This window comes from Nitratireductor basaltis (assembly GCF_000733725.1).
Taxonomy (GTDB): Bacteria; Pseudomonadota; Alphaproteobacteria; order Rhizobiales; family Rhizobiaceae; genus Chelativorans; species Chelativorans basaltis.
Genome location: NZ_JMQM01000001.1, coordinates 1,320,559 through 1,333,599 on the forward strand (window position 1 = coordinate 1,320,559; position 13,041 = coordinate 1,333,599).

General features: G+C 61.3%; 10 protein-coding genes and 1 tRNA gene. 6 read left to right on the top strand and 5 right to left on the bottom strand.

Features of this window, described 5'->3' with window-relative positions:
* Positions 1-2 precede the first annotated feature (2 nt).
* Both hisI and EL18_RS06280 read left to right on the top strand, forming a co-directional pair.
* On the top strand, positions 3-431 hold the full coding sequence (gene hisI / locus EL18_RS06275) for a phosphoribosyl-AMP cyclohydrolase (RefSeq protein ID WP_036480898.1): 429 nt from the start codon (positions 3-5) through the stop codon (positions 429-431).
* A 90-nt stretch (positions 432-521) separates the two neighbouring features.
* Positions 522-1,499 (top strand): patatin family protein, encoded by a 978-nt coding sequence (locus EL18_RS06280; RefSeq protein WP_036480899.1) that lies wholly within the window; start codon positions 522-524, stop codon positions 1,497-1,499.
* Here the strand turns inward: EL18_RS06280 and recJ are convergent.
* The 5 genes from recJ to EL18_RS06310 all read right to left on the bottom strand — a co-directional run bounded on the left by recJ (position 1,496) and on the right by EL18_RS06310 (position 8,809).
* Positions 1,496-3,286, bottom strand: a complete 1,791-nt coding sequence (recJ, locus tag EL18_RS06285; RefSeq protein WP_036480900.1) for a single-stranded-DNA-specific exonuclease RecJ — start codon at positions 3,284-3,286, stop codon at positions 1,496-1,498. The two genes, EL18_RS06280 and recJ, sit on opposite strands and share 4 nt — an antisense overlap.
* A 67-nt stretch (positions 3,287-3,353) precedes the next feature.
* Positions 3,354-4,331: a class II fructose-bisphosphatase gene (gene glpX / locus EL18_RS06290; RefSeq protein WP_036484137.1), complete on the bottom strand. Its 978-nt coding sequence runs from the start codon at positions 4,329-4,331 to the stop codon at positions 3,354-3,356.
* A 1,417-nt stretch (positions 4,332-5,748) separates the two neighbouring features.
* Positions 5,749-7,059: a homoserine dehydrogenase gene (locus EL18_RS06300; RefSeq protein ID WP_036480902.1), complete on the bottom strand. Its 1,311-nt coding sequence runs from the start codon at positions 7,057-7,059 to the stop codon at positions 5,749-5,751.
* A 59-nt stretch (positions 7,060-7,118) separates the two neighbouring features.
* Positions 7,119-8,336, bottom strand: coding sequence for an LL-diaminopimelate aminotransferase (locus tag EL18_RS06305; RefSeq protein ID WP_036480903.1), 1,218 nt, complete (start codon positions 8,334-8,336; stop codon positions 7,119-7,121).
* A gap of 98 nt (positions 8,337-8,434) precedes the next feature.
* Positions 8,435-8,809, bottom strand: coding sequence for a hypothetical protein (locus EL18_RS06310; RefSeq protein WP_036480904.1), 375 nt, complete (start codon positions 8,807-8,809; stop codon positions 8,435-8,437).
* Between the two features lie 98 nt (positions 8,810-8,907).
* Here EL18_RS06310 and EL18_RS06315 point away from each other — a divergent pair, with 98 nt between their 5' ends.
* The 4 genes from EL18_RS06315 (at position 8,908) to EL18_RS06330 (ending at position 13,036) form a co-directional block, all read left to right on the top strand.
* Positions 8,908-10,722 (top strand): PHA/PHB synthase family protein, encoded by a 1,815-nt coding sequence (locus tag EL18_RS06315; RefSeq protein WP_036480905.1) that lies wholly within the window; start codon positions 8,908-8,910, stop codon positions 10,720-10,722.
* Between the two features lie 176 nt (positions 10,723-10,898).
* The gene (locus tag EL18_RS06320; protein WP_051913826.1) at positions 10,899-12,041 is read left to right on the top strand and encodes a YcbK family protein; all 1,143 of its coding nucleotides are present in this window, start codon (positions 10,899-10,901) and stop codon (positions 12,039-12,041) included.
* A gap of 74 nt (positions 12,042-12,115) precedes the next feature.
* Positions 12,116-12,796, top strand: a complete 681-nt coding sequence (locus tag EL18_RS06325; protein ID WP_036480906.1) for a class I SAM-dependent methyltransferase — start codon at positions 12,116-12,118, stop codon at positions 12,794-12,796.
* A gap of 164 nt (positions 12,797-12,960) precedes the next feature.
* A tRNA-Glu gene (locus EL18_RS06330) sits at positions 12,961-13,036 on the top strand.
* The last annotated feature ends 5 nt before the right edge of the window (positions 13,037-13,041 follow it).

Consider the following 13,041-nt stretch of genomic DNA (forward strand, 5'->3'; position numbering starts at 1 on the left):
ACATGAATGCCATGTCCTTCACGCCGCCCCCTGCGGACAAGAAACGTCTTGAGCAGGGTGCGGAGTTCACGCCGCGCTTTGACGAAAAAGGTCTCGTGACCACCGTTGTCACGGAAAGCGAAACGGGCCGCCTGCTGATGGTTGCCCACATGAATGCAGAAGCGCTCGCACTCACGCTTCAGACCGGCATTGCCCATTACTGGTCGCGTTCGCGCAAGAGCCTTTGGAAGAAGGGCGAGACCTCGGGCAACATGCAGCGGGTGCATGCCATTGAAACCGATTGCGACCAGGACGTGCTTCACCTGAAGGTTCATGTTGAAGGCGATGGCGTCTCCTGCCACACGGGCGCGCATTCGTGCTTCTACCGCCAGGTCGAGCTGGTGGACGGACAACCACGGCTCGTTGCGCATGAGCATCTGTCACAAAAGTGATATCGAATTGGGCGCAACCGCCGCAGCTTCATCGCGTTTATCCCTCATTCACCACCTTGCGCTATAATGCGCGAGGATGAGGAGTTTCCGATGCTCGACTGGGCCTCCATACGCACAAGACCGGTGGAACGTGAACCGGTTTCACCACCGCCGGATCTGGTAGAACCGGAGAAGCCTCCGCGTCATGGCATCGCGCTTGCGCTTGGCGGTGGCGCTGCTCGTGGCTGGGCCCATATCGGTGTCCTGCGTGCCCTAGATGAAGCGGGTGTGCGCATTGACATGATTGCCGGCACCTCCATCGGCGCTCTGGTTGGTGGCTGCTATCTGGCGGGCAAGCTGGACGAGCTGGAAGAATTCGCCCGCTCGCTCACCAAACGGCGGATCCTCGGTCTCCTGGACCTCAATTTCGGCGGCAGCGGTCTGTTTGGCGGGATGAAGCTGACCACCCGGATGCAGGAGCATCTGGAAGGCATCACATTCGACGATCTCTCCAAGCCATTTGTGTGCGTAGCCGCGGAGATCCGTACAGGACATGAAATCTGGCTTTCCTCCGGCTCGTTGATCACGGCCATGCGCGCCTCCTATGCGCTGCCTGGTGTGTTCGAACCGGTCGTCTGCAACAAGCGCGTGCTGATCGACGGCGCCCTGGTCAATCCGGTTCCGGTATCGGTTTGTCGCGCGCATGAGCAGCCGCTCGTGGTCGCAGTCAATCTGCATTATGATCTTTTCGGACGGGCTGCCGTCATCAAGCACTCTGCCGATCTGCCCGAGAAGGAAGGCAAGCCTGCCGATGGCACCAAGACGCCATTGGTCGTCGACCGCGGTCCGAGCCAACGCGATGCGCGGCTCGGTATCACCGGCGTGATGGTCGAGGCTTTCAACATCATCCAGGACCGCATTTCGCGTGCCCGCATGGCAGGTGACCCGCCTGACCTGTCGTTGCAGCCGAAGCTCGGGCATATCGGCCTGACCGAATTCTACCGCGCGGATGAGGCGATCCGCCTTGGATACCAGGCGACCAAGGCACAGCTTGAAGAGATGGATCGCCTTCTGACCGTTCTGGGCTAGCGCCCGTCCGCTTCCGCCGCATCCAACAAGCGAAGCTGAACGGAACGTGTGCAGTTCCAATGATTGAGCGAAAGCGTGCCTGCCGCGTGAATTGTCGCGCCCCTGCGCGGTAGCAGGAACTGGCCGAGATCGCTTTCGGCGGCACGGAAGGCGATGGCCGGAAGCCTCGCGCCTGATTGCGATTGAAGTTCCACCTTCACATGCCCGTTGCCGACAACGCGAACATCCGAAATCCGGTGGCGAGGCACCGCAATGATGGGCGCTGCGTGACCTGCACCGAATGGGCCGGCCGCTTCCAGCCGCTCATAGAGCTCGACCGTCGCGCCATTGGCGGCAAGCGCTGCATCGATCTTGAGGCATTCCGCGTCGCGCAGCTTCGAGACGGAGCCTTCAGCCTTCTCATGGAAGAAGGCACGCAGATCTCCCAGCTTATCCTTCTGGACGGTGATGCCTGCCGCCATGGCATGCCCCCCGCCCTTGACCAGAAGGCCCTCGTCAACTGCTTCGCGCACCAGCTTGCCCAGATCGAAACCGGAAATGGAGCGACCCGAACCGGTGCCCTTGCCGTTAACGTCGAAATGGATCGCGAATGACGGACGGCGGGCATGGTCCTTCAGCCGTGAGGCGATCAGGCCGACAATGCCGGGATGCCACTGGTCGCTGGCGGTAACCAGCACCGCCGGTCCATCACCATGAGCGAGTTCGGCATCGGCTTCTTCCTTCGCCTGCGCAAGCATCTGGGTTTCCATCGCCTGACGCTCCTGATTCAGCCGGTCGAGCGTCTGGGCAATCTCGCCGGCCTCACCTGCCTCGTCGCAGCAAAGCAGCGTGGAGCCAAGTGCAGCATTGCCGATGCGCCCGCCGGCATTGATGCGCGGACCCAGAAGGAAACCGAAGTGATAGGGGTTGAGTGGTTCACCGATGCGCGAGACCCGCGCGAGTGCGGCCATGCCGGGAGACTTCATCTGGCGGGCGGCCAGAAGTCCCTTCACCACGAAGGCCCGGTTTACGCCAATCAGCGGTACCACGTCACAGACCGTCGCCATCGCCACAAGGTCGAGCATGGACAGCATGTCATAGGGCGGTGCAGCACTTTGCCGCTCGCGCAGGACGCGCGTCGTGCGCACCAGTGTCAGGAAAACCACACCAGCCGCGCAGAGATGGCCCTGCCCCGAAAGATCGTCCTCACGGTTTGGATTAACCACCGGTACGCCATGGGGCAGTGCGCCGCCAACCTGGTGGTGGTCGAGCACGACCACATCCGCGCCCGCCTCACGTGCCGCCGCGATGGCTTCCGCGCTGTTTGTTCCGCAATCGACGGTCACGATCAGCGAAGCGCGGGAGGCAAGGTCGCGCATGGCATCCGGATTGGGTCCATAGCCCTCGAAGATGCGATCGGGGATATAGATTTCGCCGGACACGCCGTGATGCTTCAGAAACAGCTTCATCATTGCCGACGAAACCGCGCCATCCACGTCATAGTCCCCGAAAATAGCCACCTTCTCGCGTCGCAGGACGGCATCAGCGATCCGCGAAGCTGCCGCATCCATGTCGGTCAGTGAAGACGGGTCTGGCAGAAGATCACGGATGGAAGGCGCAAGAAAGGCTTGAGCATCATCCACACCGACACCGCGTCCGGCCAAGACACGCGCCACGATATCCGGCAGCCCGTGGCTCTGCGCCATGGCGAGTGCGGCATTTTCCGCCCGCGGGTCGAGCCGGTGAACCCAGCCCATGCCGCGCGCGGATTTTTTCACGTCGAGAAAGAAGCGCTTTTCGCCCGTCACTTCACCACCACCTTTTCCAGATGGTCATGTGAAAGCTGACGGGCGCAATTGCAAGTGCGGTTCTTGATCAGAACTTGTCGAGATCCTGGTGGCGCGCCTTGATCTCACGCACCGTGCCCGAAGACGAGCGCATCACGATCGTATGCGTCTGGATGGAATCGCGGCCAAATTTCACGCCAGCCAGCAAATTGCCGTCCGTCACGCCGGTCGCTGCGAAGAGCACGTCGCCAGAGGCCATTTCTTCCATGCGGTAGACCTTCGCCGGATCGGAAATGCCCATCTTGGCAGCGCGTGCCACCTTTTCCTCGGTGTTGAGTTGCAGGCGACCCTGCATCTGGCCGCCGATGCAGCGCAGGGCTGCTGCCGCGAGAACACCTTCCGGCGCGCCGCCGATGCCCATATAAATGTCGATGCCGGTCTCGTCCGGATCAGTGGTGTGGATCACACCCGCCACGTCACCATCGCCGATCAGGCGGATGGCAGCGCCGGTAGCGCGCACTTCCTCGATCAGTCTTGCATGACGTGGGCGGTCGAGAATGCAGGCGGTGATTTCGGACACCGGCACGCCCTTGGCCTTGGCCACTGACTCGATATTCTCTGCGGCAGGCGCGTCGAGATCAACGATGCCTTCGGGGTATCCCGGGCCGACCGCGATCTTTTCCATGTAGACATCCGGCGCGTAGAGCAGGCTTCCCCGCTCGGCAATCGCGATGACGGCCAGCGAGTTCGGCAGGTTCTTTGCGCAGATCGTGGTGCCCTCGAGCGGATCGAGCGCGATATCCACTTCCGGCCCTTCGCCCACGCCAACCTCTTCCCCGATATAAAGCATCGGCGCTTCGTCACGCTCGCCCTCACCGATCACGACCGTGCCCTGGATCGGCAGACGGTTCAGCTCCGAGCGCATGGCATCAACCGCCACCTGGTCGGCGGCCTTCTCATCCCCCCGTCCACGAAGCCGTGCAGCAGCAACAGCGGCACGCTCGGTCACGCGGACAAGCTCCAGGGTGAGAATCCGGTCAAGGCCGGCCTGAGGGGTCTTGGGCATATAGGTCATGTCCTTAATTCTCCAGATGGGCGTCCTGCTGTCCAAGCAGTTGCACGCATTCGGGCTTCCTTCTGACAAAGAGCAGGATGCACGGCAAGTGCCGGCGCCTGTTGGCAACAGTTATGAATCGATTAGATGCGGGTGGGAGGTGGGGAATGGTGAATGGTTGGTAGTTGGTAGTAAGTAGTGGGTAGTGGGCCGAGAGATATCCACTCTTCACGCTCCCCTCTGTCCTGCCGGACTGCGCTCCGCTTGCTCCGCGCGTTCGGGCGCTGACAAAGCCAAATCGTTGGCTTTGTCTTGACCTGCGGTCAACCGCTACTCACCCCCCACGGGTGGAGAGATTGGCTGGCATAGATGTCACGCTTATCCTTCCGGATGTGGCGCCGACATGGCCGCGAGAGATCTCCCCCCATGTGGGGGAGATGTCCGGCAGGACAGAGGGGGCGCGCAGGTGCGAGAACCTTCAATCCGATTGCCCACACCCCATCATGACCACGCCCGCGAAACCGCGTCTGGTTATTGTCAAAGAACCGGGAAGACGGGCGGCCACAGTGACGCCAGTCTGAGTATCGTAAATGCGACCCTGAGGCCGCCCGTCCGGCCGCTGTCCCACCGTCGGTCGGTCACTCCGGCACCGCCTGCTGATCCCGACTGCACCTTCTTCAGGTGGTCTTTGCCGGGCAGGCGTTGCCCTTGCGGGTTCTCCGCAGCTTTCGCATCGTCTGTCACCCGATGCTACCGGCCGCCGACCTGTCGCAGGCCCTCACATGCTTCGGGTACCGAACCCGAAGGGGAGGCTGCCGCCGCCCTCCCCGACAGCCCGGTGCGCATCCGGGTTCCCGTGAGGGCGATGGGAGGAAGTGTAGTGCGGGTTGGGATGGCGGGGATGAAGTGAGTGAATAGTGAGTAGTGAATAGCGAATAGGGAGGGCCTTCATCAGCGCCGTTATTTCATGGTTTGACCATGGGTTTCAGGGCTTTGCGGTGGATGGAGGGTGGTGGAGGCGGAGATGGAGTGCATGCTGAGGTGGTCGAGTTTTATCCTCGCCGTTCCGGCATGGGTCTATGGTTCGGGACCGAGGATGGCGAGGTGTGCGGTATGCGCGGGTGAGGATAGGTTTGCGCCCTTTCACGCCCCCCTCTGTCCTGCCGGACATCTCCCCCACGAGTGGGGAGATTGGCTGGCATAGATGTCTCGCTTATCCTTCCGGATGTGGCGCCGACATGGCCGCGAGTGATCTCCCCCCTTGTGGGGGAGATGCCTGGCAAGGCAGAGGGGGGTCTCTTGGGGTGGCCCCTCGAAGTTCGAGCCCTCCTCCGTCATTTTGGCCGAGTGGAGCGAAAACCGAGCCCTCGCTCCTCGTCGCTCTTCGAACATCCCGGATAGCCTTCGGCTTCCGGGATGTCCTGTTGGATCAGGCCGCGCGTTCGATGCGGATGACCTGGGCCTTGTCGACGAGGTGACCGTCCCTGGTGATGCCGTCGACGGCCTTGCGGACGGCGGCTTCCGTGGTTTCGTGCGTGACAAGGATGACGGTCTTGTGCTGGTCGGCGGTGGCATCACCGTGCTGGACGATGGATTCCAGCGAGATTTCGCTGTCGGCCATGCGCTTGGCGATTGCGGCGAAGACGCCGGTGCGGTCGTGGACCGTCAGGCGGATGAAATAGCCGCCGGCATGGGAGCGCATGCGGGCGCGTTTGTAAGGAGTGAGTTCCCTGGCGGGCCAGCCAAAGACGGGACCGTGCTGGAAACCCGGGCGGCTCTTGGCGATGTCGGCAATGTCGCCGGTAACCGCGGAGGCCGTGGCATCGCCACCCGCACCTGGGCCGGTCAGAAGGAGTTCGCCGAGATAATCGGTCTCGACCGCCACAGCATTTGTCACGCCGTGGACCTGCGCGATGACCGAGCTTGTGGGCACCATGGTCGGATGCACGCGCTGCTCGATGCCGCTGTCGGTCTTCACCGCAACGCCCAGAAGCTTGATGCGGAAACCGAGATCGGAAGCCGCGCGGATATCCGCCTGGGTGATGTTGGAAATGCCTTCCATATAGATGTCATCGGCGGAAATCCTGCAGCCGAAGGCAAGGCTGGTGAGGATCGACAGCTTGTGGGCCGTGTCGTGGCCTTCGATATCAAAGGTCGGATCGGCTTCGGCGTAACCGAGACGCTGCGCGTCCTTCAGGCAATCCTCGAAGGAAATACCCTCGGCTTCCATCCTCGTGAGGATGTAGTTGCAAGTGCCGTTCATGATGCCGAAGACGCGGCTGACCTGATTGCCGGCCAGCGCCTCGCGCATGGTCTTGATGATGGGAATGCCGCCAGCAACTGCGGCCTCGTAGTTCAGCAGAACGCCCTTCTTTTCCGCGGCTGCCGCCAGTGAGACGCCGTGGCGCGACAGAAGCGCCTTGTTGGCGGTGACGACATGCTTGCCCGCTTCGAGCGCGGCCTTGACCGACGCACGTGCCGGGCCATCCTCACCGCCGATCAGCTCGACAAAGACCTCTATGTCCTGTGAGCGCGCCAGCTCAACCGAATCATCGAACCAGCGGGCATTTGAAACATCCACGCCGCGGTCGCGATTGCGGTCGCGGGCGCTGACGCCGGTGACGACGATCTCGCGTCCACACTGGCGGGTCAGCTCCTGCGCCTTTGCGTCAAGCATTCGAATGACGCTGGCCCCTACGGTACCAAGGCCGGCGATTCCAATGCGCAAGGCGTCTGCCATGGGGGATGTCCCTCCGGTTCTTCAGTTCTATCGAATGATGGAGCTTGCCGGCGCCGCGTCTAGCGACGCGCGGCGAGCGAAACGACGTTGTCTGCGCTTTCGCCTGCGGATGCAAGGAAGCGCTTGATGGAGCGGGCTGCCTGGCGGATTCGATGCTCGTTTTCCACAAGGGCAATGCGCACATAGTCGTCGCCATGCTCGCCAAAGCCAACGCCCGGCGCGACCGCGACATCGGCCTTTTCAACGAGCAGCTTTGAAAACTCGAGCGAACCCATGGCGCGGAAGGGCTCGGGAATCGGTGCCCAGGCAAACATGGTGGCGGGCGGCGGCGGCACGTCCCAGCCGGCGCGCGCGAAGGAATCGACCAGCACATCGCGGCGGCGGTGATAGATCTGGCGAACCTCCTCGATCTCGGTGCCATCGGAGTTCAGCGCGGCGGCAGCGGCAACCTGGATGGGCGTGAAAGCACCGTAATCCAGATAGGATTTGACGCGCGACAATGCAGCGATCAGCCGCTCGTTGCCGACTGCAAAGCCCATGCGCCAACCGGGCATGGAGAAGGTCTTGGACATGGAGGTGAACTCCACCGCAACATCCATGGCGCCTGGCACCTGCAGCACCGAAGGCGGCGGGTTGCCGTCGAAATAGATCTCCGAATAGGCAAGGTCCGACAGGATGATGATGTCGTGCTTGCGCGCAAACGCCACCACGTCCTTGTAAAAGTCGAGATCGGCGGTGAAGGCCGTCGGATTGGCCGGATAGTTCAGGATCAGCGCGAGCGGCTTGGGGATCGAATGGCGCACGGCGCGCTCAAGCGCGGGAATGAAGCCGTCGTCGGGCTCGGCCTGCATGGAGCGGATGACACCGCCCGACATGATGAAGCCGAAAGCGTGGATCGGATATGTAGGGTTCGGACACAACACCACGTCGCCTGGCGCGGTGATGGCCTGCGCCATATTGGCGAAGCCTTCCTTGGAACCGAGAGTGGCGACAATCTGCGTTTCGGGATCAAGCTTCACGCCAAATCGACGCGCGTAATAGGCGGCCTGTGCTCGGCGCAGGCCCGGAATGCCCCGCGAGGAGGAATAGCGGTGGGTGCGCGGGTCCTTCACCACATCGCACAGCTTGTCCACGATGGACTGGGGCGTCGGCAGATCGGGATTGCCCATGCCAAGATCGATAATGTCTGCACCACGCGAACGCGCGCTCGCCTTCAGCCGGTTTACCTGCTCGAATACGTAAGGCGGGAGCCTGCGGACCTTGTGAAACTCTTCCATGATGGTCTTCCGTGGTGGTGTTGGCATGCTTCTTATACGCCTTCGGCGCGAAGCGAGATAGGGCGTTTGAAGGCGTGAGCGTTCGGCTGCAGGGTAAATTATTGCCCCTGGGTCGCCTCGATCTGGGTCAGCTTTGCGCCGGCATGGCTGCGCGCGAGGCGACGAAGGCGTGCCTGCTCCGCTCGGGCGGCTGCCGCCGACGGACCTTTCGCCTGCGCTCGTCGCGCCAGTTCGAGCTCTGCAGCCAATGCGGCCCGCTCGGCATCGTCGATCTGGCGTGTCGCGGCGACAGGTGCAACATTCAGATTGGGATAGCCGTCGGGCTGGGTTGCATAACCGGGCTGAAGGGCTGCTTCGGGCGCGGTATCAACCAGATTCGCGCCGCTGCATGCGCTGAGCGCCGGTAGCGCTGCCGCAATGGCGGCCAGAGCGGCAATTCGGTTTAAATTTGCGCGTCTTGCAGCGATTTTCATATTGTTTTCCCGATGCGCGCACTACTGTGCCTGACGAAGGAGAGACTCCTTTTGCTTCAATATGTCAACATGGCGACCGAACGAGGTCCAGCGCGAATATGAACGACGACAGCAGGAAAGCAGGTGGCGCGGACCAGGATCCGTTCTTCATGCGCGATCCCGAAAAGCTGGCCGCCAATCTCGCGCGTACCATCGAGGAAGCAGGCAAGGCTGCCGGTTTCTGGAGCCGCGCGCGTGAAAGCGGGATGGTCAGCGACTCCAGCTTCGATCCCTTCGCCGACATGCTCCGGGTCTTCAGCGCGCTTGGCCAATACTGGTTTTCCGAGCCATCGCGCAGCTTCGAGGCGCAGACGCGACTTTTCACAGCCTATATGGGCGTGTGGATGCGCTCCATGCAGGAGCTGACCGGCCAGGCCGAACCGGACAAGCCCGAGGCCAAACGACCCGACAAGCGCTTTCATGACCCCGAATGGGTGCAGAACCCCTTTTTCTCTTCCCTGCGCCAGATCTATGAGGTCACCGCACGATGGGCGGAGGAACTGGTCGAGCGGGCTGATACGCTTGACGATCTGACCCGGCTGAAGGCGCGCTTCTATGTGCGCCAGATCATTGATGCTATGGCCCCGACCAATTTCGTTGTCACCAATCCCGCCGTGCTGCGCGAAACACTCAAGAGCAATGGCGACAACCTTGTTCGCGGCATGCAGATGTTTGCCGAGGACTTGCGCGAAGGTGGCGGCATTCCCCGGCTGCGCCAGTCGGACCTGGGTGCGTTCGAGGTTGGAGAGAACCTGGCCACCACGCCCGGCAAGGTGGTTGCGCGCAACGATCTGGCGGAAATCATCCAATATGCGCCGTCGACCGGGAAGGTGTTGAAGCGCCCTCTCCTGATCGTGCCACCCTGGATCAACAAGTTCTACATTCTCGACCTCAACGAGAAGCGCTCCTTCATCCGCTGGGCTGTTTCACAGGGGCATACGGTCTTCGTGATCTCCTGGGCGAACCCGGATGAAAGGCACCGTGACAAGGATTGGGACGCCTATATCGGCGAAGGAATCGAGTTCGCGCTGGACACGATCAAGGCGCGCACCGGCGAAGACGAGGTCAATGCCATCGGCTATTGCGTGGGCGGCACCCTTCTTTCAGCGGCACTGGCGCTGATGGCCGAGACAGGCGACCAACGCATTGCGTCGGCCACGCTTCTCACCACGCAGGTCGATTTCGCCGATGCGGGCGACCTGAAGGTCTTCATCGACGAGGAGCAGCTTCAGGCGCTTGAAGAGGCGATGGAGCGCAAGGGTTATCTGGAGGGCGGGCGCATCGCCATGGCCTTCAACATGCTGCGCGCGCGCGATCTTATCTGGCCCTATGTGGTCAACAACTACATGCGGGGCGAGCCGCCGCTGCCCTTCGACATGCTTTACTGGAACTCCGATTCCACCAATCTGGCTGCGGCGAACCACTCCTATTATCTGCGCAACTGTTATCTGGAAAACAATCTGGCTCGCGGGCGGGCGGAGTTGCGGGGGCGGAAACTCAGGCTTTCCAGCGTGAAGATCCCGATCTTCAATCTGGCGACAGCCGATGACCACATCGCGCCGGCATTGTCCGTCTACAATGGCAGCCGGTTGTTCGGCGGGCCGGTGGAATTCGTGCTTTCCGGCTCCGGACACATCGCAGGCGTGGTCAATCCGCCGGCACAGCGCAAATATCGCTACTGGATTGGCGAGGTTCACGAAGAGGGGTTCGAGCGCTGGCTGGAAACGGCGGAAGAGACAGAAGGCTCGTGGTGGCCGCATTGGCAACAGTGGATCGAAGCCCAGGGCAACGAGACGGTGGCCGCACGGTCATTCGGACCGGACGAGGAAGCACTTGATGATGCGCCTGGAAAATATGTCCGCAAACGCGTCTGATTGCCACGAAGTCCAAGCTTGCGCGGGGCTTGCCTAAAACTTGCCGTTTTTTACCGGCGTGTTGCAGCAACCGGAGAGATTAGTTACCAGTTCGTAACCGTTCGGTGCGTAATGCACCGTCATGATGTCGCGGGGGGCAGATTTTCCCGCCAGATACACACTGAGAGGAGTGCCGTTTGGCTTTGCTGGATTCGCGTTTCAAAGCCGGAAAAGCGAATACGCGCCTGCTTGCAGGTGTGGCTCTGGCATCTGTCCTTCTCGCCTCCTGTTCTGCCGGAATCGATTCTCCCGCACAGCTTGGGCTTCTGCCCGAGAATGGTGGGATCAGCACATCGGGGGAGACGACATTGCTCTCCGGTGGTGCGGATCTGACGCCTACCGAAATGGTTGAGCAGGGTTTTGAAACCGCGGATGCGGTTCCATCCCCGCGCCCGCAGGAAGAGGTGGTGAGCGCTCCCACCGAAGAAGTCAGTGCGGAGACGGCCGAAGAGGCTGTGGCAACAGCTGCTGCGTCCTCCCAGCCGGAAGTCACGGAAGCTGCGGATAATGACCAGGCAGGCGAAAGTGATGCGGCGGCGGCGGTGGCAGAGCTTGCGGAAGGTAACAACGCTTCCGCAGATACATCGAATGCAACACTTGCAGCTGAAGTGAGCGAGCAAAAGAAGCGCGGTTTCCTTTCGTCGTTCTTTTCGTCCACGCCAGCCAATGCAAAAACAAATCCTGCACAGCCGCTTGTAGCGGCAGCCAAACCCGAAGCCGAGAAAGCGGAAGAACCCGCTAAGCCGCTGATATCGCTGTCTTATCAGAGCGGCGATGGCTCGGACGGAATCTTGCCGGGCGTACGTCAGGGCGGTCAGCTCTTCGAGATCAGCCGAAAGGCCAATGTCGATGATGACAGCGACCTTGATCTCTACGAATCGGAATCTCCGATACAGGTGGCATCGGCGGCCGGTCTTGCACGGCTTGCGCCCAACGGCCTTCTGAAGCAGCGCGAAAGCGTAGATGTATCCTGCCTGAAGCCGGCGCTTGTGAAGATGGTCCGCCAGATCGAGCGGCGCTTTGGCAACCGCGCCGTCGTCACGTCCGGTTATCGCAGCCCCAGCTACAACAAGCGAGTTCGCGGCGCGCGCAACTCGCTTCACATGTATTGCGCCGCCGTCGACATACAGATCGATGGCGTCAGCAAGTGGGATATTGCCAAATATGCCCGCTCCCTGCCCGGTCGCGGCGGTGTCGGCACCTATTGCCACACCAATTCGGTGCATGTGGATATCGGCCCCGAGCGCGACTGGAACTGGCGCTGCCGCCGCAAGCGCTGATTTTCGACATATGGCTGCAGTAATTGGCTGCGCAAACTGTGCGGCTAGTCCAACTCGTTCTTGCAGAGGATGTCATGCCAGCAGATTTCAGTGATCCTGATGTGGTCGAAAGCTATGCGAGTCGCGTGATGCGTCATGTTCCGGGGCTTAACGACCTGCATCGAATGGCTGGTATTCTGCTGGGAGAGAACCAGCGACACGATGCGGAAATCCTGGTGCTTGGTGCCGGTGGCGGGATGGAACTGAAGGCCTTCGCTGCGATGCATGGTGACTGGCGCTTTCACGGAGTCGACCCTTCGGCAGAGATGCTCGACCTTGCGCGTGCGACCATCGGACCGCGATACATGGAGCGCGTGGAACTGCTTGAGGGCTACATCGAAGATGCGCCGGATGGTCCTTTCGACGGTGCCGCCTGTCTGCTGACCCTGCATTTCCTCGAGCCCGCACTTCGTTTGGAAACGCTGAAGCGGATGCGCCAGCGCCTGAAGAATGGTGCCCCTATCGTTGTCGCCCATCACAGCTTTGAAAAGGAAGACGGCAAGCACGACCTATGGCTCAGGCGCAATGCGGATCTCCTGATCACCGGAGGACTCGACGCCGCAAAGGCAGGCCAGACCGTCGAGGCCATCAAGAATCAACTGCCTGCCCTTTCTCAGGGGGAGGATGAAGCGCTGCTCTCCGAAGCAGGATTCGCCGATATCGAGCTTTTCTATGCCGCTTTCACCTTCAAGGGCTGGGTCGCCAGGGCCGCATGAAGGGTGCAGACATCCCCGTCGTCCCCTTTCCACAGCCCACGCTCCCTCGGATTTCTCGGGCTTTCGGCATCAAATTCCGCCGACGCAAAAAAAATTTGTCACAGAGGCTTCAAACCGGGTTGCCCGTCAGAAAGAACCCAACTATAAGCCACCTCGTCTTGAGCGCGCCCATCGTCTAGCGGTCTAGGACGCCGCCCTTTCACGGCGGAAACACGGGTTCGAGTCCCGTTGGGCGTACCAAGATA

Bases quoted from the DNA above. Each gene is read 5' to 3' on its own strand.
- EL18_RS06300 (WP_036480902.1), bottom strand. From the start codon at position 7,059: ATGGCAGACGCCTTGCGCATTGGAATCGCCGGCCTTGGTACCGTAGGG.
- hisI (WP_036480898.1), top strand. From the start codon at position 3: ATGAATGCCATGTCCTTCACGCCGCCCCCTGCGGACAAGAAACGTCTT.
- EL18_RS06280 (WP_036480899.1), top strand. From the start codon at position 522: ATGCTCGACTGGGCCTCCATACGCACAAGACCGGTGGAACGTGAACCG.
- EL18_RS06315 (WP_036480905.1), top strand. From the start codon at position 8,908: ATGAACGACGACAGCAGGAAAGCAGGTGGCGCGGACCAGGATCCGTTC.
- EL18_RS06305 (WP_036480903.1), bottom strand. From the start codon at position 8,336: ATGGAAGAGTTTCACAAGGTCCGCAGGCTCCCGCCTTACGTATTCGAG.
- EL18_RS06325 (WP_036480906.1), top strand. From the start codon at position 12,116: ATGCCAGCAGATTTCAGTGATCCTGATGTGGTCGAAAGCTATGCGAGT.
- EL18_RS06310 (WP_036480904.1), bottom strand. From the start codon at position 8,809: ATGAAAATCGCTGCAAGACGCGCAAATTTAAACCGAATTGCCGCTCTG.
- glpX (WP_036484137.1), bottom strand. From the start codon at position 4,331: ATGCCCAAGACCCCTCAGGCCGGCCTTGACCGGATTCTCACCCTGGAG.